General features: G+C 46.5%; 39 protein-coding genes. 35 read left to right on the top strand and 4 right to left on the bottom strand.

Translation table 11 applies throughout. From position 1 onward, the window contains the following. Positions 1 to 12: 12 nt before the first annotated feature. From rplD to rplQ, 27 genes are all read left to right on the top strand, one after another. Entirely contained in the window at positions 13 to 636 is a 624-nt protein-coding gene (gene rplD, locus CES81_RS01960; RefSeq protein WP_089120475.1) for a 50S ribosomal protein L4, read from the top strand. Then, complete coding sequence (gene rplW, locus CES81_RS01965) at positions 636 to 923, top strand: 50S ribosomal protein L23 (RefSeq protein ID WP_089088834.1); 288 nt, start codon at positions 636 to 638, stop codon at positions 921 to 923. The genes rplD and rplW overlap by 1 nt, the downstream gene beginning before the upstream one ends. A gap of 27 nt (positions 924 to 950) precedes the next feature. After that, on the top strand, positions 951 to 1,787 hold the full coding sequence (rplB, locus tag CES81_RS01970; protein ID WP_089088833.1) for a 50S ribosomal protein L2: 837 nt from the start codon (positions 951 to 953) through the stop codon (positions 1,785 to 1,787). 45 nt (positions 1,788 to 1,832) lie between these two features. Then, entirely contained in the window at positions 1,833 to 2,123 is a 291-nt protein-coding gene (gene rpsS / locus CES81_RS01975; protein ID WP_089120476.1) for a 30S ribosomal protein S19, read from the top strand. 16 nt (positions 2,124 to 2,139) lie between these two features. Next, positions 2,140 to 2,487, top strand: coding sequence for a 50S ribosomal protein L22 (gene rplV, locus CES81_RS01980; RefSeq protein WP_089088831.1), 348 nt, complete (start codon positions 2,140 to 2,142; stop codon positions 2,485 to 2,487). 12 nt (positions 2,488 to 2,499) lie between these two features. Then, a complete protein-coding gene (gene rpsC, locus CES81_RS01985) occupies positions 2,500 to 3,168 on the top strand; it encodes a 30S ribosomal protein S3 (protein WP_054653937.1) in 669 nt (222 codons plus the stop codon). A gap of 2 nt (positions 3,169 to 3,170) precedes the next feature. After that, entirely contained in the window at positions 3,171 to 3,605 is a 435-nt protein-coding gene (gene rplP / locus CES81_RS01990; RefSeq protein WP_089088830.1) for a 50S ribosomal protein L16, read from the top strand. Continuing rightward, positions 3,595 to 3,789: a 50S ribosomal protein L29 gene (rpmC, locus tag CES81_RS01995; RefSeq protein ID WP_054653941.1), complete on the top strand. Its 195-nt coding sequence runs from the start codon at positions 3,595 to 3,597 to the stop codon at positions 3,787 to 3,789. The genes rplP and rpmC overlap by 11 nt, the downstream gene beginning before the upstream one ends. A 26-nt stretch (positions 3,790 to 3,815) precedes the next feature. Continuing rightward, positions 3,816 to 4,082, top strand: coding sequence for a 30S ribosomal protein S17 (rpsQ, locus tag CES81_RS02000; RefSeq protein WP_089088829.1), 267 nt, complete (start codon positions 3,816 to 3,818; stop codon positions 4,080 to 4,082). 53 nt (positions 4,083 to 4,135) lie between these two features. Continuing rightward, positions 4,136 to 4,504, top strand: a complete 369-nt coding sequence (rplN, locus tag CES81_RS02005) for a 50S ribosomal protein L14 (protein ID WP_054653945.1) — start codon at positions 4,136 to 4,138, stop codon at positions 4,502 to 4,504. A 30-nt stretch (positions 4,505 to 4,534) separates the two neighbouring features. Continuing rightward, positions 4,535 to 4,846: a 50S ribosomal protein L24 gene (gene rplX, locus CES81_RS02010; protein WP_089088828.1), complete on the top strand. Its 312-nt coding sequence runs from the start codon at positions 4,535 to 4,537 to the stop codon at positions 4,844 to 4,846. A 26-nt stretch (positions 4,847 to 4,872) separates the two neighbouring features. Beyond that, positions 4,873 to 5,415 (top strand): 50S ribosomal protein L5, encoded by a 543-nt coding sequence (rplE, locus tag CES81_RS02015; protein WP_089088827.1) that lies wholly within the window; start codon positions 4,873 to 4,875, stop codon positions 5,413 to 5,415. A 13-nt stretch (positions 5,416 to 5,428) separates the two neighbouring features. Then, positions 5,429 to 5,614, top strand: coding sequence for a type Z 30S ribosomal protein S14 (locus CES81_RS02020; RefSeq protein ID WP_089088826.1), 186 nt, complete (start codon positions 5,429 to 5,431; stop codon positions 5,612 to 5,614). Between the two features lie 29 nt (positions 5,615 to 5,643). Further along, entirely contained in the window at positions 5,644 to 6,042 is a 399-nt protein-coding gene (gene rpsH / locus CES81_RS02025; RefSeq protein WP_089109055.1) for a 30S ribosomal protein S8, read from the top strand. A 30-nt stretch (positions 6,043 to 6,072) separates the two neighbouring features. Further along, positions 6,073 to 6,606: a 50S ribosomal protein L6 gene (gene rplF, locus CES81_RS02030; protein ID WP_089120477.1), complete on the top strand. Its 534-nt coding sequence runs from the start codon at positions 6,073 to 6,075 to the stop codon at positions 6,604 to 6,606. A 34-nt stretch (positions 6,607 to 6,640) separates the two neighbouring features. Beyond that, the gene (gene rplR / locus CES81_RS02035; protein WP_305792632.1) at positions 6,641 to 7,006 is read left to right on the top strand and encodes a 50S ribosomal protein L18; all 366 of its coding nucleotides are present in this window, start codon (positions 6,641 to 6,643) and stop codon (positions 7,004 to 7,006) included. Positions 7,007 to 7,025: 19 nt separating this feature from the next. Beyond that, positions 7,026 to 7,529 carry a 30S ribosomal protein S5 gene (rpsE, locus tag CES81_RS02040; protein ID WP_089088822.1) on the top strand — a complete coding sequence of 168 codons (504 nt, stop codon included), beginning with the start codon at positions 7,026 to 7,028 and terminating at the stop codon, positions 7,527 to 7,529. Positions 7,530 to 7,541: 12 nt separating this feature from the next. Then, positions 7,542 to 7,724, top strand: coding sequence for a 50S ribosomal protein L30 (rpmD, locus tag CES81_RS02045; protein WP_089088821.1), 183 nt, complete (start codon positions 7,542 to 7,544; stop codon positions 7,722 to 7,724). A 28-nt stretch (positions 7,725 to 7,752) separates the two neighbouring features. Continuing rightward, entirely contained in the window at positions 7,753 to 8,190 is a 438-nt protein-coding gene (gene rplO, locus CES81_RS02050; RefSeq protein ID WP_089120478.1) for a 50S ribosomal protein L15, read from the top strand. Then, positions 8,190 to 9,503, top strand: coding sequence for a preprotein translocase subunit SecY (gene secY / locus CES81_RS02055; protein ID WP_089088819.1), 1,314 nt, complete (start codon positions 8,190 to 8,192; stop codon positions 9,501 to 9,503). Before rplO ends, secY begins: the two co-directional genes overlap by 1 nt. Before the next feature lie 74 nt (positions 9,504 to 9,577). Then, positions 9,578 to 10,237, top strand: coding sequence for an adenylate kinase (locus tag CES81_RS02060; protein ID WP_089088818.1), 660 nt, complete (start codon positions 9,578 to 9,580; stop codon positions 10,235 to 10,237). 133 nt (positions 10,238 to 10,370) lie between these two features. Next, positions 10,371 to 10,586, top strand: coding sequence for a translation initiation factor IF-1 (gene infA, locus CES81_RS02065; RefSeq protein WP_010619611.1), 216 nt, complete (start codon positions 10,371 to 10,373; stop codon positions 10,584 to 10,586). A gap of 46 nt (positions 10,587 to 10,632) precedes the next feature. Beyond that, the gene (gene rpmJ, locus CES81_RS02070; RefSeq protein ID WP_089088817.1) at positions 10,633 to 10,752 is read left to right on the top strand and encodes a 50S ribosomal protein L36; all 120 of its coding nucleotides are present in this window, start codon (positions 10,633 to 10,635) and stop codon (positions 10,750 to 10,752) included. 28 nt (positions 10,753 to 10,780) lie between these two features. Beyond that, positions 10,781 to 11,146: a 30S ribosomal protein S13 gene (gene rpsM / locus CES81_RS02075; RefSeq protein WP_089088816.1), complete on the top strand. Its 366-nt coding sequence runs from the start codon at positions 10,781 to 10,783 to the stop codon at positions 11,144 to 11,146. 27 nt (positions 11,147 to 11,173) lie between these two features. Then, positions 11,174 to 11,563: a 30S ribosomal protein S11 gene (gene rpsK / locus CES81_RS02080; RefSeq protein WP_089088815.1), complete on the top strand. Its 390-nt coding sequence runs from the start codon at positions 11,174 to 11,176 to the stop codon at positions 11,561 to 11,563. A gap of 88 nt (positions 11,564 to 11,651) precedes the next feature. Next, the gene (locus CES81_RS02085) at positions 11,652 to 12,599 is read left to right on the top strand and encodes a DNA-directed RNA polymerase subunit alpha (RefSeq protein WP_054653970.1); all 948 of its coding nucleotides are present in this window, start codon (positions 11,652 to 11,654) and stop codon (positions 12,597 to 12,599) included. Positions 12,600 to 12,628: 29 nt separating this feature from the next. Continuing rightward, a complete protein-coding gene (gene rplQ, locus CES81_RS02090; RefSeq protein ID WP_089088814.1) occupies positions 12,629 to 13,012 on the top strand; it encodes a 50S ribosomal protein L17 in 384 nt (127 codons plus the stop codon). A gap of 233 nt (positions 13,013 to 13,245) precedes the next feature. Here the strand turns inward: rplQ and CES81_RS02095 are convergent, their stop codons facing one another. Then, entirely contained in the window at positions 13,246 to 14,889 is a 1,644-nt protein-coding gene (locus CES81_RS02095; protein WP_089120479.1) for an FAD-dependent oxidoreductase, read from the bottom strand. Positions 14,890 to 15,061: 172 nt separating this feature from the next. Here CES81_RS02095 and CES81_RS02100 point away from each other — a divergent pair, with 172 nt between their 5' ends. From CES81_RS02100 to rpsI, 6 genes are all read left to right on the top strand, one after another. Further along, a complete protein-coding gene (locus tag CES81_RS02100; protein WP_089120480.1) occupies positions 15,062 to 15,895 on the top strand; it encodes an energy-coupling factor ABC transporter ATP-binding protein in 834 nt (277 codons plus the stop codon). Then, positions 15,865 to 16,743, top strand: coding sequence for an energy-coupling factor ABC transporter ATP-binding protein (locus CES81_RS02105; RefSeq protein WP_089120481.1), 879 nt, complete (start codon positions 15,865 to 15,867; stop codon positions 16,741 to 16,743). The genes CES81_RS02100 and CES81_RS02105 overlap by 31 nt, the downstream gene beginning before the upstream one ends. After that, complete coding sequence (locus tag CES81_RS02110) at positions 16,736 to 17,536, top strand: energy-coupling factor transporter transmembrane component T family protein (protein WP_089120482.1); 801 nt, start codon at positions 16,736 to 16,738, stop codon at positions 17,534 to 17,536. The genes CES81_RS02105 and CES81_RS02110 overlap by 8 nt, the downstream gene beginning before the upstream one ends. An 11-nt stretch (positions 17,537 to 17,547) precedes the next feature. After that, the gene (truA, locus tag CES81_RS02115; protein WP_089120569.1) at positions 17,548 to 18,345 is read left to right on the top strand and encodes a tRNA pseudouridine(38-40) synthase TruA; all 798 of its coding nucleotides are present in this window, start codon (positions 17,548 to 17,550) and stop codon (positions 18,343 to 18,345) included. Between the two features lie 176 nt (positions 18,346 to 18,521). Next, positions 18,522 to 18,965, top strand: a complete 444-nt coding sequence (gene rplM, locus CES81_RS02120; protein ID WP_089088809.1) for a 50S ribosomal protein L13 — start codon at positions 18,522 to 18,524, stop codon at positions 18,963 to 18,965. A gap of 13 nt (positions 18,966 to 18,978) precedes the next feature. Next, positions 18,979 to 19,371 carry a 30S ribosomal protein S9 gene (gene rpsI / locus CES81_RS02125; protein WP_089088808.1) on the top strand — a complete coding sequence of 131 codons (393 nt, stop codon included), beginning with the start codon at positions 18,979 to 18,981 and terminating at the stop codon, positions 19,369 to 19,371. Positions 19,372 to 19,497: 126 nt separating this feature from the next. On the opposite strand, the gene CES81_RS13440 is transcribed toward rpsI, so the two are convergent. Next, positions 19,498 to 19,665 (bottom strand): hypothetical protein, encoded by a 168-nt coding sequence (locus tag CES81_RS13440; protein ID WP_180949690.1) that lies wholly within the window; start codon positions 19,663 to 19,665, stop codon positions 19,498 to 19,500. A gap of 139 nt (positions 19,666 to 19,804) precedes the next feature. On the opposite strand from CES81_RS13440, the gene CES81_RS02130 reads away from it, so the two are divergent. Continuing rightward, complete coding sequence (locus tag CES81_RS02130; RefSeq protein ID WP_225356322.1) at positions 19,805 to 20,251, top strand: MarR family winged helix-turn-helix transcriptional regulator; 447 nt, start codon at positions 19,805 to 19,807, stop codon at positions 20,249 to 20,251. Between the two features lie 134 nt (positions 20,252 to 20,385). Here CES81_RS02130 and CES81_RS02135 read toward each other — a convergent pair whose 3' ends face one another. Next, positions 20,386 to 21,876 (bottom strand): MFS transporter, encoded by a 1,491-nt coding sequence (locus CES81_RS02135; RefSeq protein ID WP_089120484.1) that lies wholly within the window; start codon positions 21,874 to 21,876, stop codon positions 20,386 to 20,388. 245 nt (positions 21,877 to 22,121) lie between these two features. Between CES81_RS02135 and CES81_RS02140 the strand changes: the two genes are divergently transcribed. After that, positions 22,122 to 22,940 carry a hypothetical protein gene (locus CES81_RS02140; protein ID WP_145993316.1) on the top strand — a complete coding sequence of 273 codons (819 nt, stop codon included), beginning with the start codon at positions 22,122 to 22,124 and terminating at the stop codon, positions 22,938 to 22,940. 54 nt (positions 22,941 to 22,994) lie between these two features. Here the strand turns inward: CES81_RS02140 and gap are convergent, their stop codons facing one another. Next, on the bottom strand, positions 22,995 to 24,008 hold the full coding sequence (gap, locus tag CES81_RS02145) for a type I glyceraldehyde-3-phosphate dehydrogenase (RefSeq protein WP_180949699.1): 1,014 nt from the start codon (positions 24,006 to 24,008) through the stop codon (positions 22,995 to 22,997). Positions 24,009 to 24,196 lie beyond the last annotated feature (188 nt).

A 24,196-nucleotide genomic window follows, 5' to 3' on the forward strand; every position in this document is an offset into this window, starting at 1 on the left:
GAGGAAACGTAAATGACTAGTGTTACATTATTTAAGCAAGACGGTAGCCAAAATGGTAACGTTGATTTAAACGATGCTATTTTCGGCATCGAACCAAACGAAAATGTCGTGTTTGATACTGTTTTGATGCAACGTGCTTCACAACGCCAAGGAACTCATGCGGTTAAGAACCGTAGTGCAGTTAGCGGTGGTGGTAAGAAGCCATGGCGTCAAAAGGGTACAGGTCGTGCCCGTGCTGGTTCGACACGTTCCCCAATATGGGTAGGCGGTGGTACCATCTTTGGTCCTACACCTCGTTCATATGCCTATCACTTACCAAAGAAAGTAACTCGCTTAGCTTTGAAGTCAGTTCTTTCACAAAAGGTAATCGATGGCTCTTTAGTTGTTGTTGATGCATTCAGCTTTGACCAACCTAAGACTAAGGCATTTGCACAATCATTATCTAGTTTAAACGTTTCAACAAAGACTTTAGTGGTTCTTGAGGAAGACAATAAGAATGCAGAATTGGCAGCTCGTAACTTGGCAAACGTCAAGGTTATCGACGCCAAGGGGATTAACGTATTGGATGTCATCAACAGTGACAAACTTGTGTTAACTCAAGCTGCTCTTTCTCAGATCGAGGAGGTGCTCGCATAATGGAAGCTCGTGATATCATTTTGCGTCCTGTCATTACAGAAGCATCTACTGCTTTGTTTGATGACAAGCGTTATACATTCGACGTAGACGTACGTGCTACGAAGACCCAAGTTAAAAAAGCTGTTGAAGAAATCTTTGACGTTAAGGTTGTTAAAGTCAACATCATGAACGTCAAGGGTAAGTTAAAGCGTCAAGGTCGTTACGAAGGCTACACTAAGAAGCGTCGTAAGGCGATTGTCACTTTATCAGCAGATTCAGAAGAAATTAAGTTATTCGGCGAAGAATAACAAATAATAATATAGGAGGGAAACAACGTGGCGATTAAAATATATAAACCAACCAGTAATGGTCGGCGTAATATGACTAGCCTTGACTACAGTCAAGTGATTACGAAGTCAAAGCCTGAAAAGTCATTACTAGAATCAAAGAGTCACACTGCCGGCCGTAACAACTACGGTCACAAAACGGTTCGTCACCGTGGCGGCGGTAACAAGACTCAATATCGTATCATCGACTTTAAGCGTACAAAAGACAATGTCTCAGCTACGGTTAAGGGTATCGAATACGATCCTAACCGGACTGCTAACATTGCTTTGTTAGTTTATACTGACGGAACTAAATCTTACATCTTAGCACCTAAAGGTCTTAAGGTTGGCGATCAAGTTCAATCAGGTCCTGATGCAGATATCAAGGTTGGTAATGCATTACCATTAAAGAACATTCCTGTTGGTACTACCATTCACAACATCGAATTAAAGCCTGGTAAGGGCGGTCAATTAGTTCGTGCTGCTGGTGCCGGTGCACAATTGCTTGGTAAGGAAGACAAATACGTGATGGTTCGTTTAGCTTCTGGTGAAGTTCGGATGGTCTTAGGCGTTTGCCGTGCCACAATTGGTATCCTTGGTAACGAAGAACACGAATTGATTAACGTTGGTAAAGCCGGACGTAACCGTTGGGTCGGCAAGCGGCCACAATCTCGTGGTTCTGTTATGAACCCTAACGATCACCCTCATGGTGGTGGTGAAGGTAAAGCACCAATTGGTCGTCCATCACCATTATCTCCATGGGGCAAGAAGACTATTGGTAAGAAGACTCGTTCTACCAAAGCACGTTCCAACAAGCTTATCATTCGTCGTAAACACAAGAAGTAATAAGCTCATTGCATAAGTAATCTCACTCGTAAGGAGGGTAATCTAATGGGTCGTAGTTTAAAAAAGGGACCATTTGCTGATGAACATCTTTTAAAGAAGATCGATGCACAAAAGGATCAAGACAAGAAGAGCGTTATTAAGACTTGGTCACGTCGTTCAACGATTTTCCCTAGCTTTATCGGCTACACGATCGCCGTTTATGATGGTCGTAAGAACGTTCCAGTTTACATTCAAGAAGACATGGTTGGTCACAAGTTAGGTGAATTCGTACCAACCCGTACTTTCCGTGGCCACTCTGGCGACGATAAGAAGACAGCTTCAGCTGCCACTAAATAATAAGGAGGATTAGCTAATGGCTGAACAAGTTACATCAGCAAAGGCAACTGCCAAAACGGTTCGTGTTGCCTCACGTAAGGTCCGCCTTGTCATTGATCTTATCAGAGGCAAAAGCGTGGCTGAAGCGATTGCTATCTTGAAGTTCACCCCTCGTGGTGCTTCACCAATCGTTGAAAAAGTGTTAATGTCAGCAGTTGCAAACGCTGAAAATAATTTTGACTTAGACCGTGCTGATTTGGTTGTCAGCGAAGCCTTTGTTGACGAAGGACCAACTCTCAAGCGGTTCCGTCCTCGTGCAAAGGGTTCTGCTTCACCAATTAACAAGCGTACAAGTCACATCACAATCGTCGTATCTGAAAAATAGGAGGGATAACGCGTGGGTCAAAAGATAAATCCAACCGGATTACGTGTCGGTATCATTCGCGACTGGGAAGCAAAGTGGTATGCTGAAAAAGACTTTGCTGCTTACCTCGGTGAAGACCTTAAAATCCGTAAATATATCGAAAAACGCCTTGCAGATGCCTCAGTGTCAACAGTAGAAATTGAACGTGCCGCTAACCGCGTCAACATTTCAATTCACACTGCTAAACCTGGTATGGTAATCGGCAAAGGTGGATCAGAAGTTGAAAATCTCCGTAAGGAATTGAACAACTTAACTGGCAAACGAGTACACATCAACATCATCGAAATCAAGAAGCCTGATTTAGATGCTAAATTAGTTGGTGAAAACATTGCACGTCAACTTGAAGGCCGTGTTGCTTTCCGTCGTGCTATGCGTCAATCAATGCAACGGACTATGCGTTCTGGTGCCAAGGGTATTAAGACCCAGGTTGCCGGTCGTTTGAACGGTGCAGATATGTCTCGTGTTGAATCATACTCAGATGGAACTGTGCCGCTGCATACATTGCGTGCAGACATCGATTACGCCTGGGTTGAAGCACACACGACCTATGGTTCATTAGGTGTTAAGACTTGGATCTACCGTGGTGAAATTTTGCCAGACAAGCCTGATGCTAATAAAAATAACGAGCAAGGAGGGAAATAAACATGCTAGTACCAAAGCGAGTAAAGCACCGTCGTGAACATCGTGGAAAGTTACGTGGCGCTGCCAAAGGCGGCAAGTCAGTTGCTTTCGGTGATTACGGTTTACAAGCACTCGATTCAAGCTGGATTTCAAACCGTCAGATTGAAGCAGCTCGTGTTGCCATGACACGTTACATGAAGCGTGGCGGTAAAGTTTGGATCAAGATTTTCCCTCACAAATCCTACACCGAAAAGGGTGTTGGTGTTCGTATGGGTAATGGTAAGGGTGCTCCTGCAGGATGGGTTGCACCGGTTAAACGTGAAAAGGTAATGTTCGAAGTCGGTGGCGTTTCTGAAGAAGTTGCACATGAAGCATTGCGCTTAGCAGCTATGAAACTGCCAGTTCGTACGAAGATCATTCCTCGCGAGGAAGTAGGTGGCGAATCAAATGAAGGCTAAAGATATTAAAGAATTAACCACTGCTGAAATGCTCGAAAAAGAAAAGAGCTACAAGGATGAATTATTCAACCTTCGTTTCCAATTGGCTACTGGCCAACTTGAAAACACTGCTCGTTTGAAGCAGGTTCGTAAAGACATTGCACGGATTAAAACTGTGCTTCGTCAACAAGAGTTGAATAAGTAAAGAATACGATAAAGGAGGAATAATTAATGGCTGAAGAACGTAACGCTCGTAAGACTTACCGTGGCCGTGTCGTTTCCGACAAAATGGAAAAGACGATCACTGTAGCCGTTGAAACTACCAAGATGCATCCAGTATATGGTAAGCGGATCAAGTACACTAAGAAGTACAAAGTTCGTGATGAAAACAATGAAGCCAAGATTGGCGACTATGTTGAAATCATGGAAACACGTCCGTTATCAAAGACTGTTCGTTTCCGACTTCTTAAAGTTGTTGAAAAGGCAGTTATCATCTAGTTTCGACATTTATCGTATTCTATTTTACTTAGAAGTGAAAGGAGGACACTAACGTGATCCAACAAGAATCTCGTTTAAAAGTCGCTGATAACTCTGGTGCCCGGGAAATTTTAACTATTAAAGTTCTGGGTGGTTCAAAGCGACGTTATGCAAGCATTGGTGACGTTATCGTTGCAACTGTTAAACAAGCAACACCAGGTGGCGTTGTCAAAAAGGGTGACGTCGTCAAAGCAGTTGTCGTTCGTACTACTTCCCGTGTACGCCGTGCCGATGGCTCATACATCAAATTTGATGAAAATGCTGCGGTATTAATCCGTGATGACAAGAGTCCACAAGGTACTCGTATTTTCGGACCAGTTGCGCGTGAATTACGTGACAATGATTATATGAAGATTGTCTCTCTTGCACCAGAAGTGCTCTAATCGTTCGAAAATAAGGAGGTGCCAAACAGGATGTTCATTAAAACTGGTGATAAAGTTCGCGTGATCAGCGGTAAGGATAAGGGTAAAGAAGGAACTGTTACTAAGACCTTGAATGCTCAAAACCGTGTCATCGTTGAGGGTATCAACATGATCAAGAAGCATCAAAAAGCTTCTCAAAGCAATCCTAAAGGTGGCATCATCGATACTGAAGCTCCTATTCAAGTATCTAACGTGATGCTCCTTGACCCTTCTACTAACAAACCAACCCGTGTTGGTTTCCGCGTAGAAGACGGTAAGAAGGTTCGCTTCGCTAAAAAGAGCGGCGAAACCATCGACAAATAATCAAAGAAAGGAGGACAAATTAACTAATGGCTAATCGTTTACAAGAAAAGTACAATAAAGAAATCGTTCCATCAATGATTGAAAAGTTTAACTACTCATCAATCATGCAAGCACCTAAGTTGGACAAAATCGTCTTAAACATGGGTGTTGGTGATGCCACGACAAACGCTAAGAACTTAGATGAAGCAGTTGAAGAACTCGGCTTGATCGCAGGTCAAAAGCCTTTGATTACTAAAGCTAGAAAGTCAATCGCCGGTTTCCGTTTGCGTGAAGGCAACGCTATCGGTGCTAAAGTTACATTACGTGGCGAACGCATGTATGATTTCCTGGATAAGTTAGTTAACGTTTCATTACCACGTGTTCGTGACTTCCATGGTATTAGTTCTCGCGCCTTTGATGGTCGTGGTAACTATACGCTCGGTGTACGCGAACAATTGATTTTCCCAGAAATCGATTATGATAAAGTTAACCGCGTTCGTGGTCTTGACATTGTCATTGTCACAACTGCAAACACAGATGAAGAATCACGCGAGTTGTTAACACAGCTTGGCATGCCATTTACTAAGTAAGGAGGGTATTATTGTGGCTAAAAAATCATTAATTGTTAAGAGTCAGCGTCCAGCTAAGTACTCGACACAAGCATATACACGTTGCGAACGTTGTGGCCGTCCACATTCAGTTTATCGCAAATTCCACTTATGCCGACTTTGCTTACGGGAACTTGCCCACAAGGGTCAAATTCCTGGCATGAGAAAATCTAGCTGGTAAGATTTCATTACAAAGGAGGATAAACGTTAATGTCAATGACTGACCCAATTGCAGACTTCTTAACTCGGATCCGTAATGCCAACATGGTATATCACGAATCATTAGAAGTTCCTGCATCAAAGATGAAGCGCGACATTGCTGAAATTTTGAAGCGCGAAGGTTTTGTACGCGACGTCGAATATATCGATGATAACAAACAAGGTATCATCCGTGTATTCCTTAAATACGGTCGCGACAAGCAACGCGTTATTTCAGGCTTGAAGCGTATTTCAAAGCCAGGTTTACGTACTTACGTTAAATCTGATGCTGTCCCTAAGGTCTTAAACGGCTTAGGTATCGCAATCATCTCAACATCTGAAGGTGTTGTGACTGATAAAGAAGCACGAGCAAAGAAAATCGGTGGCGAAGTACTCGCCTACGTTTGGTAATATTTAAAAAAGCAGGGAGGTGTCTACTCAATGAGTCGTATTGGTTATAAGACAGTTACTATTCCAGATGGTGTTGACGTTAAACGTGACGGTAACGATGTGACAGTAAAAGGCCCTAAGGGTACCATTACTCGTACATTCTCACCAATCATCACCATGAAAGTTGCTGATGGCGAAGTTAACTTCGACCGTCCAGATAACAACAACAAGACCCGTGCCTTACACGGAACCACTCGTGCCAACTTCAACAACATGGTTGAAGGGGTTACTAAGGGATTCGGTAAGACCTTGAAGCTTGTCGGTGTTGGTTACCGTGCCCAATTAAAGGGTAAGTTGATCTTAAGTGTTGGTTATTCCAACCCAGTTGAAATGGAAGTTCCTTCAACCTTAAAAGTTGAAGTTCCTGACAACAACACCATTAACATTAGCGGTATTAGCAAGCAAGAAGTCGGTGACTTTGCTGCTGAGATCCGTGCCGTTCGTTCACCAGAACCTTACAAGGGTAAAGGTATTCGTTACGAAAACGAACACATTATGCTTAAAGAAGGTAAAACTGGTAAGTAATGCTGCATAAGCATGCTACAAATAATTTAAAGAGGTGACTATTTTGATTTCGAAACCAGATAAGAACAAGACACGTCAAAAGCGTCATATGCGTGTCCGGAACAAGATTTCTGGTACTGCAGAGCGCCCACGCTTAAATGTTTTCCGTTCAAACAAGAACATCTACGCTCAAGTAATTGATGACGTAGCGGGTGTGACGCTGGTCAGTGCCTCGACTTTAGATAGTGAAATAGCTGCAGGTAACAAGACGGAACAAGCCCAAGCAGTTGGTAAGCTTGTTGCAGAACGTGCTGCTGCTAAGAAGATTTCCGAAGTTGTTTTCGATCGTGGCGGTTACTTATACCACGGACGTGTTGAAGCATTAGCTGAAGCAGCTCGTGAAAACGGCTTACATTTCTAAAAAGGAGGAATAACCACTAATGGCAAAGTTTATTGATCCTGAAAAGTTGGATCTTGAAGACAACGTTGTATCAATCAACCGAATCACTAAAGTTGTAAAAGGTGGACGTCGTCTACGTTTCGCTGCTTTAGTTGTTGTCGGTGATCACAACGGTCACGTTGGCTTTGGTACTGGTAAAGCTCAAGAAGTCCCAGAAGCTATTCGTAAGGCTGTTGAAGCAGCCCGCAAGAACTTAATCCAAGTCCCAATCGTTGGTACTACCATTCCGCATGAAGTTATCGGAACTTATGATGGTGGCCGGATCATGTTAAAGCCAGCCGCTGAAGGTTCTGGAGTTACTGCTGGTGGTGCTGTTCGTGCCGTCATGGAATTAGCTGGTGTCGCTGACGTTACAAGTAAGCGACTTGGCTCTGATACACCAATCAACGCCATCCGTGCTACGTTTGAAGGTTTGAAACAACTCAAGCGTGCTGAAGAGGTTGCTGACTTACGTGGTGTTTCAGTTCAACACTTAGCTGAATAGGAGGATCTCAACATGGCTGATTTAAAAGTAACTTTGATTCGCAGTGCTGCCCACCGTCTTCCTAAACAACGTAAGATCGTTGAAGCCCTTGGCTTAAAGAAGGTAAACAGCTCTGTTGTTCGTCCGGACAACGCAGCTACCCGTGGTGCATTGTTCCAAATCGCGCACTTAATCAAAGTTGAAGAAGTAAAGTAAATTTATAAATAAGGAGGTGCCTTCATTCATGAAGTTGAACGAATTACAACCATCTGAAGGATCACGTTTTACGCGTTCACGTAAAGGCCGTGGCCGTTCTGCTGGTAACGGTAAGACATCAGGTCGTGGCCAAAAGGGTCAAAAGGCTCGTGGCAAGACCCGTCTTGGTTTCGAAGGTGGTCAAATGCCACTGTATCGTCGTATTCCAAAGCGTGGATTCACTAACATGAACCGTAAGGAATATGCTTTAGTTAACCTTTCAACGCTTAACGATCACTTCGAAGATGGTGCAAAAGTAACACCTGCAGCATTGGTTGAAGCAGGTCTTGTTAAAAACGAAAAAGATGGTATCAAAGTATTAGGTAACGGAGAAATCTCAAAGAAGATTACGGTTAAAGCACACAAGTTTTCCGCAAGTGCAAGTGCCGCAATTGAAGCTGCAGGCGGTAAAACTGAGGTGATTTAATGCTGTCGACCATGAAAAACGCGTTTAAGGTTAAAGACATTCGGAATAAGATACTCTTTACACTGATGGTTTTGGTCGTCTTTCGTCTTGGTTCCTACATTACTGTGCCAGGAGTTAATGCGAAGGCATTACAAAGCGTTGCGTCTTCAGGATTGGTTAGCATTTTAAACATGTTCAGTGGTGGTGGTTTAACCAATTATTCCATCTTTGCGATGGGGGTTTCGCCATACATTACCGCACAAATTGTGATCCAACTTCTACAAATGGACATTGTGCCCCGTTATGTAGAATGGAGTAAGCAAGGGGAAGTTGGTCGACGTAAGTTGAACCAACACACGCGTTATTTAACGATTATCCTAGCGTTTGTGCAATCAATTGGGATTACTGCCGGTTTCAACACTTTAAGTAGTTTGAATTTGGTGCAAAACCCCGGCGTTAAAACGTATGCGATGATTGGTTTGATCCTGACCGGTGGAACTATGTTAACCACTTGGATGGGTGATATGATTACTGATCACGGTTTAGGAAACGGTGTTTCAATGATTATCTTTGCGGGTATCGTTGCCCGGTTCCCTACCGGTGTTTATCAGTTATATCAAACCTACCTTCAAAACCTATCTGCTTCTGATTGGTGGAAGGGCGCCTTGATTGTTTTGGCTGTTGTGATTGCTGTTTTAGTCATCGTTACTTTTGTAACCTGGGTACAACAAGCTGATCGTAAGATCCCAATTCAATATACGAGGCGTGTTTCCGGTGATCCGGATAGCAGTTACTTACCTTTAAAGGTGAATGTCGCTGGTGTTATTCCAGTTATCTTCGCTAGTTCGTTTATCGCAACGCCACAAACCGTTTTGATGGCATTTGCGAATAACCACTCCGAGGATACATGGTATCAAGTATTGACCGATGTTTTTAACATGCAGACGACGAGCGGAACAATCTTATATACGATTTTGATTATTCTGTTCACGTTCTTCTATGCATTCGTTCAGGTTAACCCTGAAAAATTATCTGAGAACTTACAGAAACAAGGAAGTTATATTCCTGGTGTCTGGCCTGGTCATGAAACTCAAGTTTACGTCTCTAACTTACTGATGCGCTTGAGTACAGTTGGGTCTTTGTTCTTAGGGTTGGTTGCTTTGATTCCACTAGTTGCTCAAAACGTTTGGAATCTGAATGAATCGATTGGACTTGGCGGTACTAGTCTACTTATCGTAGTCGGTGTTGCTATCCAAACGATCCAACAGGTCGAAGGGCTCATGATGAAACGAACTTATGTTGGCTTCATTCAAGATCCCCGTCCAGCTGAATGAGACGAGTAATGGTGTGATGACCTGGTTCAGCACACCTTCTTGTCATTAACTTGAACTGCTAGGAGGAAACAAACATGTCAATGAATTTAATTTTAATGGGTCTGCCTGGTGCCGGTAAGGGAACCCAAGCCCAAAAGATCGTTGAAGACTTCGACATTCAGCATATTTCAACCGGTGACATTTTCCGTGAAGCCATGAAAAATGAAACTGAGATGGGACTTGCTGCAAAGAAGTTTATCGACAAGGGTGAGTTAGTTCCCGATGAAGTCACAAACGGAATCGTTAAAGAGCGTTTAGCTCAAGACGATGTCGCAAATGGCTACATGTTAGATGGTTATCCAAGAACAATTGACCAAGCTGAAGCACTTGATCAGTTTGGTGCTGAACTTGGACGGAACGTGGATGCTGTGATCAACATTCACGTCGAGCCTAATGTTTTGATTGAACGACTATCTGGCCGTTACATTTGCCGGACATGCGGCGCAACTTATCACAAGATTTACAACCCAACGAAGGTTCCGGGGACTTGCGATGTTTGTGGCGGTCATGACTTCTATCAACGAGAAGATGATAAGCCTGAAACTGTAAAGAACCGTTTAGACGTTAACATGAAGTCAAATACACCGCTGGTAGATTTCTACCAGAAGAAGAATTTACTTCACACTGTTGACGGCGATCGTGATATTGATGTTGTGTACAAAGATATCAAAGCGATTCTTAGTCAACTTGCCTAAATGCCCTCAGTATAGAAGTTCTTGCTTCAAAAGTTATGGTGTGGTAAACTAACTCAGGTTAGCCTCAATTTAATATTGGGCAAGTCCGGGCACTATTTATTCATAGTCATAAAACACTCAAGGGGGTACGTTCGTGGCAAAAGACGTCATCGAAGTTGAAGGTAAAGTCACTGAAACACTGCCAAACGCAATGTTTCGGGTTGAACTCGAAAACGGTCATGAAATTTTAGCACACGTTTCCGGTAAGATTCGGATGCACTACATCCGTATTCTGCCTGGGGACCGTGTTACTGTTGAAATGTCGCCGTATGATTTGACCAAAGGCCGGATTACTTACCGGTTTAAATAGGTTGGTTTTTTGGTTTGCATTAGGACAATAGGAGGTTTTGATTCTCATGAAAGTACGTCCATCTGTTAAGAAAATGTGCGATCATTGTAAGATTATCAAGCGTAAGGGTCGAGTAATGGTTATTTGCTCTGCAAACCCTAAGCACAAACAACGTCAAGGTAAATAATTCAAAATAATATAGGAGGTGCAACTTAATGGCTCGTATTGCTGGAGTTGACTTGCCACGTGACAAGCGAATTGTCATTGGCTTAACTTACATTTTCGGAATCGGTAACACTACTGCACAAAAGATCGTTGAAGAGACCGGTGTATCACCAGACGTTCGCGTTCGTGATCTAGCCCCTGAAGACGAAGACAAAATCCGTGCAGCTGTCGACAACTACCAAGTTGAAGGTGACTTACGTCGTAAAGTTAGCTTGAACATCAAGCGTCTTCAAGAAATCGGTTCATACCGTGGTATGCGTCACCGTCGTGGTTTGCCAGTTCGTGGCCAACACACGAAGAACAATGCCCGCACTCGTAAAGGTAAAAAAGCCTCGATTGCAGGTAGAAAGAAATAATTTACTAAAAGGAGGTTATGACATTTTATGGCAACTAGAAAAACTTCGCGCAAACGCCGCGTAAAGAAAAATATCGAGTCTGGTGTTGCTCACATTCACTCAACATTTAACAACACTCTGGTCATGATTACTGACATGCAAGGTAACGCAATTGCTTGGGCTTCTGCCGGTTCATTAGGATTTAAGGGTAGTCGTAAATCAACACCATTTGCTGCACAAATGGCTGCTGAAGCTGCTGCTAAAAACTCAATGGAACATGGTATGAAGACCGTTGAAGTTGCTGTTAAGGGTCCAGGTTCTGGTCGTGAAGCTGCTATCCGTGCTTTACAATCAACTGGTCTCGAAGTAACTGCCATTCGGGACGTTACTCCAGTTCCTCATAATGGTTCTCGTCCTCCGAAGCGCCGTCGAGTATAGTGTATCCCGTTTTAGTGGGCACACGACTACTATATGATGGGACTTATTTATATGGCTCAACGCGTTTTGAAAGGGGTAAAAGATAAGAATGATCGAATTCGAAAAGCCTAACATTCACAAAATTGAAGAAAGCGACGATTACGGCAAATTTGTCGTGGAACCTCTCGAACGTGGTTACGGAACTACGTTAGGGAATTCTTTGAGACGAATTCTGCTTTCATCGCTGCCTGGTGCTGCTGTCACAAGTATTCAGATTGACGGCGTCTTACACGAATTTTCTACTATTGAAGGTGTCGTGGAAGATGTTACTCAGATTATTCTGAACGTTAAAAAGATTTCGCTTAAGCTTGAAGGACCCGACGATGAAATCGAATCAATGGAAATTGATGTTAAGGGACCTGCTCAAGTAACAGCTGGTGACATTGCTGCTGACAGTGACGTCACAGTTCTCAATCCTGATCTTTATATTGCGACTGTCGCTGAAGGGGCAACCTTCCACATGCGAATGACTGCAAATAAAGGTCGTGGCTACGTTTCAGCTGACCGAAACAAGGCTAAGGAAGATATGCCAATTGGCGTTTTGCCTATTGACTCTATTTATACCCCAATCGAACGTGTTAACTATCAGGTTGAAAACACGCGGGTTGGTCAGAGAACTGACTATGATAAGTTAACGATGGATGTTTGGACCGATAGTTCAATCACGCCTAGTGAATCTATCAGTTTGGCTGCTAAGATTTTAACGGAACATTTGGCAATGTTTGTTGATTTAACTGACGAAGCTAAGAACGCTGAAATCATGGTTGAAAAGGAAGAGACCCACAAGGAAAAGATGCTTGAAATGACGATTGAAGAGCTTGACTTATCAGTCCGTTCATACAACTGTCTCAAACGTGCGGGAATCAACACCGTTCAAGAACTGACCAACAAGACTGAAGCCGATATGATGAAGGTTCGTAACTTAGGCCGGAAGTCATTGGAAGAAGTCAAAGCAAAGCTTAACGACCTCGGGTTATCACTTCGTAAAGAAGACTAGTATAAATATAAAAAGGAGGGTATCCAGTAATGAGTTACCGTAAATTGCAACGAACAAGTTCACAACGTCGCGCGTTACTTCGTGATCTTACCACTGAATTATTAATTCATGGCCAAATCAAGACCACTGAAGCACGTGCCAAAGAAGTACGTTCTACTACTGACAAAATGATCAGCTTAGGTAAGCGCGGAGACTTGCACGCACGTCGTCAAGCCGCAGCATTCCTTCGTGATGTAGTTGCTGATGTTAAAGAAGATGGCGATAACATCCAAGTCTCAACAGCATTGCAAAAGCTATTCAGCGAAGTTGCTCCTAAGTATGCTGACCGTAATGGTGGTTATACGCGTATCTTGAAGACCATGCCTCGTCGTGGCGATGGCGCACAAATGGTTATTCTACAACTTGTTGACTAATTAAGTCGTATTAAGAGCAGTAATCGTGATCAGCTCTATTGCTGATCGCAATAGAATCACGCCAAGTTTATGGTATAAAGCGCTATGATGATGATGAATTCGAGTCTAGCTTGAATGCGGTTTGTCCGTGCGCCATTTACTTGGTAGTGATTTTTTTGTGTCTTTATTTCCGCGAATAGACTAAATAAGCATCTCCCAATACGGGAGATGCTTATTTAGGTTACTTGAAGGGTTTACTTTTGTTTGTAAATTGATTTTGGTGCCCCGTAGCGGGATTTACCCCAAGTCCGCTGTAACCACGGAACGAACCAGATGTCCAAACCAAACGTGCGACCGGAGCCGTTGAGTAAGGCGAAGGCTACGAATAAGATCCAGCTGGCCGGCCAGGTGTGAACTAGGAATAAGAACCCGAGGATCACTAAGAAGTTGGCACACCAGGTTGCAAGCCCAACGAAGATTAAGGCACCTAGTATTAATTCAATAATGCCCATGGTTGGGGACAAAGCCGTCATCCAGCCTGCCGTACCAGACATGTTGCTCAGGCCGTCCAAGAAGAGACCGAGGCCGAAGAACAGGCGCAATGGCAGCGTCCACAGCACGTTGGTGTTAGTAGCGGTGTTGCTGCCCAGAACCGTGCGCTTATTTCGCGTCTTGAAAATTTCATCCATCAGGTATTTCCAAATGGCGTAGCCCGAACGGATCCGGCAGAAGTACAGCAGGTTGCCGCCGTGCTTCATGGCAGTTGCGAACCAGCCGCGGATCCGTTTGCCGCCAAAGACTTGGGCGATGCCGTAACGGTAGCCGAACGACACCATGAATCCCATATTCTTATCTTTGAATTCCTGGTAGTTTTGGGAACCGTTAATGTCTTCGGCAACGTTGTTAGCAACGACATAAGCCTCAAATTCGGCTTCTTGAGCAGTTTGAGGAACGGCCCGTTCAGCACCTTCCTCAGTGGCGTTGGCATTGTCACCGGCCACGTAAATGCTCTTATCTTCAAAGCCCTGGGCTTGGAGATACTTGTTGGTGATCAACCGACCGCCACGGCCCGCTTCAATACCGAATTCATCAGCGGTGTGGTTGGTTTTGACCCCGGCAGTCCAGATCAAGGTTTGCGTCGCGATAGGGTCTTGTTCTTTAATTTCAACTGAGTCAGGGTTAACCTTGGTGATGGCCGATGAAGCACGAATCTCAATGCCGTTCTTTTTAATGTAGTTTTCGGCATGAGCGGCGTTGGTACGATCCAGCATGTTAATGATCGTCGGTGCAGCTTCCACCAGGATAACCTTGATCTCATCAGCATCGATGCGGTAGCGCTTTGCCAGGACCTTTTTATAGTCGATCAGCTCACCGATAGTTTCAGCGCCGGTGAAACCGGAACCGCAGACAACGATGGTCAGCATGGTTTGACGCTTTTTAGGATCCTGCTCGCTGGCTCCCCGACGAACAACGTCATCCAAGTGAGTCCGCAGCCGAATGGCGTCTTCCATGGACCAGAGGGTGTAGCCGTTTTCCTTAACCCCTGGCGTGCCAAAGTCGTTTGGTTCACCACCCAAACTGATGACTAAACTGTCAAACGGATACTCACCGTGTTCGGTAATCACCTTTTTGTTTTCCTTATCGACCTGGGTCACGTTATCAGTGATGAGCTTGACGTTTTTGGCATGATTGAATAAGTGCTGTAAATCGTATTGAACAGCGTCAGGCGCAACCCGTTCCGTGGCCACTTCGTGCAACTCGGTCAAATAAGTGAAATAGGAGTGACGGTCGATCAAAGTGATCGTCACATCTGAATTGGATTTAAATCGTTTTGCAAGCTTTTTGGTGGTTAGGACACCAGCAAAGCCCGCACCAACGACAACAATATTTTTTGTCATCGCAATACCTCCTTGGTATAAATAGTGAAAGCGTTCTCCTATTAATTCAATTATAAGCTACATATTTGAGCATTCCAAATGATAAACTTCAAAAAAACGTGGTGAAAGTATCAAAGTGACAGCAAGATTTGTTATAATGACGAGTGAATTTTAAAATCTGGAGAATACAAAAATGGCCATTATTCGAGTTGAAAATTTAAATTATCAATACAGTAATAGTGACACCAAAGCCATTGATGACGTTAGTTTCGAGATTCAAGCGGGCGACTGGGTGGCAATCGTTGGCCATAACGGCAGCGGGAAGAGTACGCTGGCCAAGCTTTTGATCGGGCTGATGGCCGCTGATTCTGGTAAAATAACGATTGATGGTCAAGTTTTGACACCCGATACGGTCTGGCAAATCAGAGAAAAGGTAGGCATGGTGTTTCAAAACCCGGATAACCAGTTCGTCGGTGCAACCGTGGCTGATGACGTGGCTTTCGGCATGGAAAACCGTTCCGTTGATCGGCCTACCATGGCAACTAAGGTTGAACAGGCTTTAAAGCAGGTCGGTATGTACGACTATAAGGACCGGGAGCCAGCCAATCTGTCCGGTGGTCAAAAGCAGCGGGTGGCACTGGCTGGGATCATCGCGATTGCACCCAAGATCCTGATTTTAGACGAAGCAACCAGTATGCTGGATCCCCGCGGCCGTCAGGAAATTTTAGCCGTGATCCAGCAGCTGAAAGCGGATCTGAATCTAACCGTGCTTTCCATCACCCATGATATTGACGAAGCGTCAAACGCGGACCGGATCGTGGTCATCGATGACGGTCATTTTGTGGAAGAAGCGACGCCCAGTGAGCTATTTACCCACGGCAGACAGCTGGTCGACATGGGGCTTGATGTGCCGCTGCCCGAAAAGCTCAAAGATGCATTACAGGCGCGTCACGTTACCGTTCCGCGATCTTATTTAGACGAAAGGGGCTTAGTCGATTGGCTACGGACATCACGTTTGAACAAGTAAATTATTGGTATCAAGCCGGGACGCCCTTTGCTGTTCATGCGCTCAAAGACATTAATCTGAAAATTAAGCCGGGCTCGTTTACGGCGGTGATCGGTCAGACTGGCAGTGGGAAATCCACTTTGATCCAGCACTTTAACGCGTTACTGAAGCCGACCTCCGGGACGGTTACGATCGGTGATCGCGTCATTACCAACGCAACCAAAAACAAGCACCTCAAGCCGCTGCGAAAAAAGGTCGGCATGGTGTTTCAGTTTCCCGAAAATCAGTTATTTGAGGAAACCGTCATTAAAGACATTGCCTTCGGACCGCAGAACTTCGGCGTTTCGGAAGCAGATGCGCAAGCCCTCGCCAAACGGATGGCGGGCGAAGTGGGACTGGATGAGTCCCTGCTGAGCCGGTCGCCGTTTGACCTCTCCGGCGGTCAGATGCGCCGAGTAGCAATCGCCGGCGTGCTGGCACTGGAACCGGAAGTACTGGTGCTCGATGAGCCAACGGCAGGCTTGGATCCCCGGGGCCGCTCAGAGATCATGCAGCTGGTCACCCGCTTGCGTGAAGAGCAGGGGCTGACCATTGTGCTGATCACCCACCAAATGGACGACGTGGCTAACTACGCGGATCACGTGATCGTGATGGGTCATGGAAAACTGCTTAAGCAGGGCTCACCGCGGGCTATTTTTAGTGATCCGGCATGGCTGGAAGACCATGAATTAGGGCTGCCGTCAGCCACCAAGTTAGCTTACGAGCTGCAGCAGGGCGGGTTTCATTTTGACCAGATGCCGCTGAAAATTGCTGAGCTGGCTGATCAAATCGTACCGCAGTTACCGAAGGGGGCAATCACCCATGAATAAAGTCATGTTTGGTCGCTTCATTCCCGGACATTCCTGGGTTCACCGGATGGATCCGCGGGCTAAGCTAGTGTTAAGCTTCCTGTACATTGCCGTGGTCTTCTTTGCCAATGACTTTTGGACTTACCTGATCATGACGTTGCTGTTATTAGCCTCGGTGGTCGCTTCGGCGATTCCGCTGGGCGTTTATATTCGTGGCTTACTGCCATTATTTTGGCTAATGATTTTTACCGTCTTGATCCAGGTCTTCTTTGGGGTCGGCGGTCACGTTTATTGGCAGTGGGGCTGGTTAGTGGTCAGCCAGGATGGCCTGAACAGCGCGGGGTTAATTTTAATGCGCTTTGTGTTGATCATCTTGGTTTCTACCATTTTGACCTTTACCACCGAACCGCTGGAAATCGCGGATGGGATCGAATCCTTGCTGAGTCCGCTGAAGAAACTGCATTTTCCGGTGGCCACGCTGGCGTTGATGCTGTCGTTAGCTTTGCGGTTCGTGCCAACCTTAATGGATGAAGCCGAAAAGATCATGAATGCGCAGCGTTCCCGCGGCGTCGACTTCGGTGAGGGCGGCTTACGGCAGCGGGTGCGGACCATTGTGCCGATTTTGATCCCGCTGTTCGTCAACGCCTTTAACCGGGCCATCGAGATCTCCACGGCCATGGAAGCCAGGGGTTATCAGGACGGTGAAAACCGGACCAAGTATCGCCAATTGAAATGGCACCGCGTGGATACGGCCTCACTTGTGATCTACGTGATCAGTTTAAGCGCGGTCATTGGCTTACGCTACTTTAGTTGAAAGGAACAATTCTGTTGAGATATAAAATTACATTAGCCTACGACGGCACCAACTTTGCCGGCTTTCAGCGCCAGCCCAATAAGCGGACGATTGAAAGCGAGCTGACGCGGGTGGTCAACAAAATGGCCAAGAACCCCACGCCGGGCATCGTGGTTTACGGCTCCGGCCGAACGGATGCCGGCGTTCACGCCTTAGGCCAAGTGGTCCACTTTGATATGCCGTATCATTTAACGGCCGAAAACATGCGTAAGGGCTTGAACTCCATGCTGCCTGTCGATATGGAAGTCCTGCACGTAGACATCGTCAGTGACGACTTTCACGCCCGCTACGACGTTTCTGGCAAGCGGTACGTGTACCGCATGGATCTGGGGGAGTTCCGCAATCCCTTCAAGCGCAATTACACCGGTCACTGGAAGTTTCCAGTGGACGTGGACCAGATCAATCAAGCCGCCAAAGACCTCATCGGTGAGCACGACTTCACCAGCTTCGTGGCTTCCGGGTCGTCAGCGCGGACATACTTTCGCACCATCTACGAGGCTGGCTGCCGGTTGGACCAGGCAAACAACGAGCTGGTGTTTGAATTTTACGGCAACGGCTTTCTGTATAACCAAGTGCGTATCATGGTGGGCGTGCTGGTGGAGATTGGCTCGGGCTACCGACCGGTGGATGACATTCAAAATCTCTACCGGATCGCTGATCGCAGGGCTGCCCGGCGAACGGTCCCCGCTAGCGGCCTGTATCTGAAACACGTCTATTACGAAGGCGATGATCCGGATCACCCCACTAAGCTGCCTAAGCATCAACGTTAGGAAGTGTATCTGCCCAATTAACGGGCTCAGGAATGATGTCGAAAACAAATCCGGAAAACACTTGACTTAAGGGGCAGAAATTTGTACTATGTTAATTGGTATTGTTTGCCCCACGATAAGCCCCGGAAACTTGTTAACGGATGTCAAACAAACACTGAAATTGGAGGAAATTAATCGTGCGTACAACATATATGGCTAAACCAGGTGACGTGGATCGCAAGTGGTACGTGGTTGATGCAACTGATGTTCCTTTGGGACGTCTTGCTTCAGCTGTCGCAAACATCTTACGTGGAAAGAATAAGCCAACGTTCACCCCAAATGTAGATACTGGTGATCACGTTATCGTGATCAATGCTTCTAAGGTTGCTTTAACGGGTAAGAAGGCTACACGGAAGATCTATTACCACCATACGAACCACCCAGGCGGTTTAAAGCAACGCACTGCTGGTGATTTTCGTGCAAATGACCCAGAAAAGCTGATTGAAACTTCTGTACAGGGTATGCTTCCTCATACTTCATTAGGTCACAAGATCGGCTTGAAGCTTCACGTTTATGCTGGCGACCAACATGACAATGCTGCTCAAAAGCCTGAAGTTTTAGACATCACTAACCTAATTTAAGGAGGAAATCAAATTGGCTCAAGTACAATATCGCGGCACTGGCCGTCGTAAAGATTCAGTCGCTCGTGTACGTTTAGTACCAGGTACTGGTAAGATCGTTATGAACGATAAAGCAATTGAAGAATACATTCCATTCGCTAACTTACGTGAAGTGGTTGTTCAACCATTCAACGTTACTGAAACTCTAGGCAACTACGATGTTTTAGCAAACGTTAATGGCGGTGGCTTCTCAGGTCAAGCTGGCGCTGTTCGTCACGGTATCGCCCGTGCATTGCTCGAAGTCGACCCAGATTTTCGTGGTCCCCTCAAGCGTGCCGGCCTGTTAACTCGTGATGCACGTATGAAAGAACGTAAGAAGCCAGGTCTCAAGAAGGCCCGTAAGGCTGCTCAATTCTCAAAGCGTTAATATACTCGCTATATTGCGTTTGAAACACCTTTTCCATGTGGAGGAAAAGGTGTTTTTTTGTGCACTTTTTTAGCTGAAAAACACCCGCTTTTCATCCCTGGAAAGGGTTCGAAACGGGTGCAGCAGTTATTTGGCGTTCTGCTTGATTTCGGTCATGCGCTTGTCGCATAAGTCACGCACATCCTTTAAATCCTGATAGAGCTGATAAGCATCCGCTTCGTCGTCCACTGCCATTCGTGTGATTTGTTTAGCGGCGGAAATGACGTTACGGTAGTAGCGTTCTTGTGTTTTCATCTTGATTACCCCCAAAGTTTTCACTTCGAGTATAACGCCTTTACCTAGTTGTACAACGAAATTGATTTGCATTTAAACTTAATTTTCAATCAGTGTTATCTAACGGTATAATAAAAACAACGACGACATATCAGGAGGGATGATTTTGACTTTACAAACTTTTCCGGGAGATCTAGCTCAGAGTTTTTCCATCATTCACCGGGCTTTTCAACGGGATACGCAACCGATCTATAAGAAACTGAACCTCAACGTGACAAACGCCTACATATTACTTTTGCTGGAACAGCAGGGGGAACACAGCCAAAACGAATTAGCTAAACGTTTGGTGATCAATAAGGGTCAGATTACCCGAGAAATCAAGCGGCTGTCCGAACTGGGCTACGTGTCGCAGACCCAGTCGACGGATAACCGTACCACTAACGTGATCAGGATTACGGCAGCGGGCAAAGAGGTGGTCCCCAAAATCGTCGATATCCGCAATCAGTGGTGGCAGGAGCGTTTTCAGCGCAGCCACGTGAGTCCGGAGGCACCGTTTGCTAAGGCCTTGGAGACGGTGATGAGGGAGTTGATTGAGAGAAGTCGGTAGAGTGTGTAAGAAGGCGTCTATGCCCCAGAGTGTAAGATACAAAAACAGCAATCCGGTTGGTTTTGACCGGGTTGCTGTTTTTGTATCTTACATGGCAGGGGCATGCCTTCTGAAACACGTTTCAGCCATGCTGCCTAAGACCCACTCTTAGCTAACTTAGCGTACTTAACTTTCTCTAACTGCTGGGCCCAAAGATTGATCCCACCAGCCACCAGCATGAGTACTAACGACACCACCATAATGTTGTGCAGGCCGTTATGCAGGATCACCCGCATCTGCGGAATCAGCTGCGCGGGCAGTGAACCCACGCTATGGGCGTCGCTGAGCTTGTTCATCATTTTCATGGTGATGCGGCCGCCGGAAGCAGCCACCCCACGACGGAGAGAACTGTTCATGATTAAGCCGAAGATCGATGCCATAAAGGTTTGACTGAGCATCCGGGCCAGGAAACTAAAGGAAGTGGCAACGGGGACGTCTTGGGCCTCAGCGTCTTCTTGGACCTTGACCTGCAGTTCGTTGAAGCAGGCACCGTTACCGAAGCCTTCAAAGGCACCGGCAATCAGTAGCAGCCAGTAAGGCGCTTTGACGCCTGCTACGCACATTAATAGGAAGGCAATGATCAACGTTAAGATTCCCAAAGCGACGACTTTTTGCGGTCTGAGGAACTGACGCAGAGGCGAAACCGAAGTCGAACCGACCATGTCGGTAAAGGAACTGGGAATCTGCGTAGCACCACCGATCAGGGCGCTCGTCCCTAACAGCGCTTGGGCCCACATGGGGCTGTAAATGAGGAAGCCCAGAAAAGCCGCCCAAATAATCATGAATAACGCGAAGTCGATCATCAGCGGCCGGTTTTTGAATAACCGCCGGGGAATGATCGGGTCTTCTACGTGGTCTTCAATGTGGAAAAGGACACCTAAGCAGATGGCAGCAAAGCCAATCACAGCGATGACGATCATTGAATTAACGCTGCCAATCATTTCAATACCGGCTAATAGGGCGATCAAGCCCACACTCATCAGGCAGGCCCCCACGTAATCCACGGCACTGTCCACCCGGTACTTGGGGTCGGACTTGTAGTAGATCTGGACTAGAATCGCGGAGATCAAGCCCACTGGGACGTTTAAGAAGAAGACCCAGTGCCAGCTGAAGGCGTCGACGATGTAGCCACCGACCAAGGGGCCGACAATCGTTGCCATGGAGTAGCTGGCAGATACGAATCCCAAGACTTTCATTCGCTTCCGGGGGTTCTCATACAGGTGGGCGTAAATAATGTAGGGCAGAGAAACCACCCCGCCGTTACCAATACCGGCAATCGTTCGCGAAACGATCAGAAAAACGATATTGGGTGAAAGTCCTTGAAGCAGTGAACCGACCACGAAAAACATGGCGGCTAATTGATAAGCCTGTTTGTTGCCGATGTGCTCGCCTAATTTACTCCAAAGCGGCGTGCTGACCGCCGTTCCCAAGAGGAAGACGGCAACGATCCAGCCCATCAGCTCGATCCCATGAAGGTCGGAAATAATGGCGGGTAACGCAGTGTTGATAATGGTGTTATCGAGACCACTCATGGTATTTGACAGGAGTAACGCACAGGTGACGATAAAGATGTTCCGTTTTGACACAGAAGAGCCTTCTTTCAATACAATAGTGTTTGGTGCATGAAGTATCTATAAGTCATTCTCAGTAGTAGCATAACCACTTATTTATCTTATACGAAATGCTTGACGATTGAAAGAAGCAATCTGGATGAAACCGTTATATTGGTAAATTAGCCCGTCTTAAACTGCCGTTACCAAGAACACGGGGGATTGCATTCCGAAATGGGCAACGTTAAAGTAAAGTTAAACGGTTATATATGGGGGAATCAATGATGAAAGTACGTCTTTTTAAATTAGCAGCTGTCAGCCTGGTCGGGGTGACGCTGCTCAGTCTAGCCGGTTGCGGCCGCGACACGGATGCCGCAAAAGCCAGCAAGGTGGCCTTCGCCACGGTGGCTCAGAACCCAAAGCGCCAGGTCTGGTACCGGCTGAATACAGTCACGCCAAAGGCTGATAGTCAGGTTAACGACATTCTGATCCAGCAAAAAGGCAAGGTCACCGATTATCAGGTCAAGGGGATCTCGCTGAGCCAGTTGAACCATAAGAGCACGGGTCAAGTGATCGCCCTGGCCGAAAACAACGAAGAACGGGCCTTTAACCGGGAACTCACTAGTCAGAGGGCTAACTACCGCGGTGATCTTAAAACCGATAAAATTAACCAAAAGAACTCGAAGCAGTACACCTATAAAAAGGGGATCGCGCAAGCTAACTCGGAAGCTAGACATGATCAAAAACTGGATAATCAGTTCAATAAATCCACCGCGAACCTGCACTTCACGGCCACCCAAGCTTACCCGGTCAGCGCCAAAGTCGGCAAGAATAAGAGCGGTAAGCAAGTCACTAGTGAAGTTATTCAGCTGACCGCGCAGAAGTGGCAGTACGGCACGGCCACTAACGGTACCGTTAAGCAGGTGAAGCAGCACAGCAACGTGAAGCTAAGCGAGGGCAACCTGATGGCTAAGCCGGTAACAGTCAGTGGCACCAAGTACATTGGTTACTACGGCAGTCCGGACGCCCTGGTGACTCAAACGACCAACACTAAAGCAGAAGCTAATTTCGACACGCCCAGCGTCCACGGGGTCAAATGAAAACACGGCTACCGAAGCAGCCGTGCCAGTGAGTTCCTATTTTAATTTAAACCTTTAAGCTTCAGCAAACGCCTTCGCCGTCCGGACCATGTTGGAAACGAAGCCGTATTCGTTGTCGAACCAGGTTGCCGTCTTCACCACTTGGTAGTTGCCGTTGGTGGTGACTTCCGTCAAGGTGGGGTCAAAGACGCCGCCGTGGGTATCGCCGATAATGTCAGACGAGACGATGCTGTCTTCGTTCCAGCCGAAGGACGGATTACCCTCGGTATATGGTTTGATGGCGTTATTGACTTGATCCGCGGTGACGTTTTCGGTGCCTAAAACGGAAACCAGTTCGCAAACGGAGCCGTCGATGACCGCTACTCGTTGGGCATGGCCCTGCAGATGACCGTCAATTTCGGGGATCACCAGGCCGATAGCCTTCGCGGCGCCGGTGGAGTGCGGAATCGTGTTAGCGGAGGCGGTCCGGTTGGGACGCAGCTTGCTGCCCTTAGGTCCGTCTAAGATCATTTGTGAGCTGGTGAAGGCGTGGATGACGGTCATGGTGCCGACTTCCAGGCCGAACTCCTTATTCAGCGCGTAGGCCATGGGTGCTAACGCGTTGGTGGTGCAGGAGCCGGCCGAGATGATGGTATCGTCCGCGTTAAGGGTGTCTTCGTTAACGTGGTAGACGATGGTCTTGATCGGGCCAGCCGGAGCGGAGATCAGCACCTTTTTCACGCCGGCGTCCAAGTGTGCCTGGGACTTTTCCTGAGACGTGTAAAAGCCGGTGCATTCCAGTACCAGTTCCACGCCGTTATCGGCCACCCAGGGGATGTTTTTGGCGTCACGTTCCGCGTATACCCGGAAGGTGCGGCCGTCGATCACCAGGGCGTCATCGGTGGCTGAGACGTCGTAGGGCACCGTGCCGTGGGTGGTATCATACTTAAACAGGTATGCCAGCATGGACGGCGTCGTCAAATCGTTGATCGCAGTGACTTCAATATCCGGGTCGTTTAACTCCAGCACCCGGCGTAATACTAAACGGCCGATCCGGCCAAAACCATTAATCCCTACTTTAACCATGATTGATCCTCCTTAGTCAGTCGCCTCGTGGCAACTTTGATGCTTATTATACGGGGTTAATTGACAATGACAATTGAAGCGACTTCAGGTATAGACCGGGGTCCCGCATGCTTGTATAATGGGGTTGAATGATAAGATAAATTGATTGACTTAACTGGGGGACATGCTAAACTCAATTTAACGTGTACAAC

The sequence above is a fragment of the Secundilactobacillus pentosiphilus genome (genome assembly GCF_002217985.1).
In the GTDB taxonomy this organism is placed as follows: Bacteria; Bacillota; Bacilli; order Lactobacillales; family Lactobacillaceae; genus Secundilactobacillus; species Secundilactobacillus pentosiphilus.

What these genes read in the sequence shown, in the direction of transcription:
- rplP (WP_089088830.1), top strand. Translation starts at nt 3,171, where the DNA reads ATGCTAGTACCAAAGCGAGTAAAGCACCGTCGTGAACATCGTGGAAAG.
- secY (WP_089088819.1), top strand. Translation starts at nt 8,190, where the DNA reads ATGCTGTCGACCATGAAAAACGCGTTTAAGGTTAAAGACATTCGGAAT.
- CES81_RS02095 (WP_089120479.1), bottom strand. Translation starts at nt 14,889, where the DNA reads ATGACAAAAAATATTGTTGTCGTTGGTGCGGGCTTTGCTGGTGTCCTA.
- CES81_RS02140 (WP_145993316.1), top strand. Translation starts at nt 22,122, where the DNA reads ATGATGAAAGTACGTCTTTTTAAATTAGCAGCTGTCAGCCTGGTCGGG.
- rpsQ (WP_089088829.1), top strand. Translation starts at nt 3,816, where the DNA reads ATGGCTGAAGAACGTAACGCTCGTAAGACTTACCGTGGCCGTGTCGTT.
- CES81_RS02110 (WP_089120482.1), top strand. Translation starts at nt 16,736, where the DNA reads ATGAATAAAGTCATGTTTGGTCGCTTCATTCCCGGACATTCCTGGGTT.
- rpmC (WP_054653941.1), top strand. Translation starts at nt 3,595, where the DNA reads ATGAAGGCTAAAGATATTAAAGAATTAACCACTGCTGAAATGCTCGAA.
- rpsE (WP_089088822.1), top strand. Translation starts at nt 7,026, where the DNA reads ATGGCAAAGTTTATTGATCCTGAAAAGTTGGATCTTGAAGACAACGTT.
- rplQ (WP_089088814.1), top strand. Translation starts at nt 12,629, where the DNA reads ATGAGTTACCGTAAATTGCAACGAACAAGTTCACAACGTCGCGCGTTA.
- CES81_RS13440 (WP_180949690.1), bottom strand. Translation starts at nt 19,665, where the DNA reads ATGAAAACACAAGAACGCTACTACCGTAACGTCATTTCCGCCGCTAAA.
- rplD (WP_089120475.1), top strand. Translation starts at nt 13, where the DNA reads ATGACTAGTGTTACATTATTTAAGCAAGACGGTAGCCAAAATGGTAAC.
- rplO (WP_089120478.1), top strand. Translation starts at nt 7,753, where the DNA reads ATGAAGTTGAACGAATTACAACCATCTGAAGGATCACGTTTTACGCGT.
- CES81_RS02085 (WP_054653970.1), top strand. Translation starts at nt 11,652, where the DNA reads ATGATCGAATTCGAAAAGCCTAACATTCACAAAATTGAAGAAAGCGAC.
- rplE (WP_089088827.1), top strand. Translation starts at nt 4,873, where the DNA reads ATGGCTAATCGTTTACAAGAAAAGTACAATAAAGAAATCGTTCCATCA.
- rpsK (WP_089088815.1), top strand. Translation starts at nt 11,174, where the DNA reads ATGGCAACTAGAAAAACTTCGCGCAAACGCCGCGTAAAGAAAAATATC.
- CES81_RS02100 (WP_089120480.1), top strand. Translation starts at nt 15,062, where the DNA reads ATGGCCATTATTCGAGTTGAAAATTTAAATTATCAATACAGTAATAGT.
- rplF (WP_089120477.1), top strand. Translation starts at nt 6,073, where the DNA reads ATGAGTCGTATTGGTTATAAGACAGTTACTATTCCAGATGGTGTTGAC.
- rpsM (WP_089088816.1), top strand. Translation starts at nt 10,781, where the DNA reads ATGGCTCGTATTGCTGGAGTTGACTTGCCACGTGACAAGCGAATTGTC.
- rplW (WP_089088834.1), top strand. Translation starts at nt 636, where the DNA reads ATGGAAGCTCGTGATATCATTTTGCGTCCTGTCATTACAGAAGCATCT.
- rplV (WP_089088831.1), top strand. Translation starts at nt 2,140, where the DNA reads ATGGCTGAACAAGTTACATCAGCAAAGGCAACTGCCAAAACGGTTCGT.
- rpsS (WP_089120476.1), top strand. Translation starts at nt 1,833, where the DNA reads ATGGGTCGTAGTTTAAAAAAGGGACCATTTGCTGATGAACATCTTTTA.
- CES81_RS02060 (WP_089088818.1), top strand. Translation starts at nt 9,578, where the DNA reads ATGTCAATGAATTTAATTTTAATGGGTCTGCCTGGTGCCGGTAAGGGA.
- rpmJ (WP_089088817.1), top strand. Translation starts at nt 10,633, where the DNA reads ATGAAAGTACGTCCATCTGTTAAGAAAATGTGCGATCATTGTAAGATT.
- rpmD (WP_089088821.1), top strand. Translation starts at nt 7,542, where the DNA reads ATGGCTGATTTAAAAGTAACTTTGATTCGCAGTGCTGCCCACCGTCTT.
- CES81_RS02130 (WP_225356322.1), top strand. Translation starts at nt 19,805, where the DNA reads ATGATTTTGACTTTACAAACTTTTCCGGGAGATCTAGCTCAGAGTTTT.
- rplX (WP_089088828.1), top strand. Translation starts at nt 4,535, where the DNA reads ATGTTCATTAAAACTGGTGATAAAGTTCGCGTGATCAGCGGTAAGGAT.
- rpsH (WP_089109055.1), top strand. Translation starts at nt 5,644, where the DNA reads ATGTCAATGACTGACCCAATTGCAGACTTCTTAACTCGGATCCGTAAT.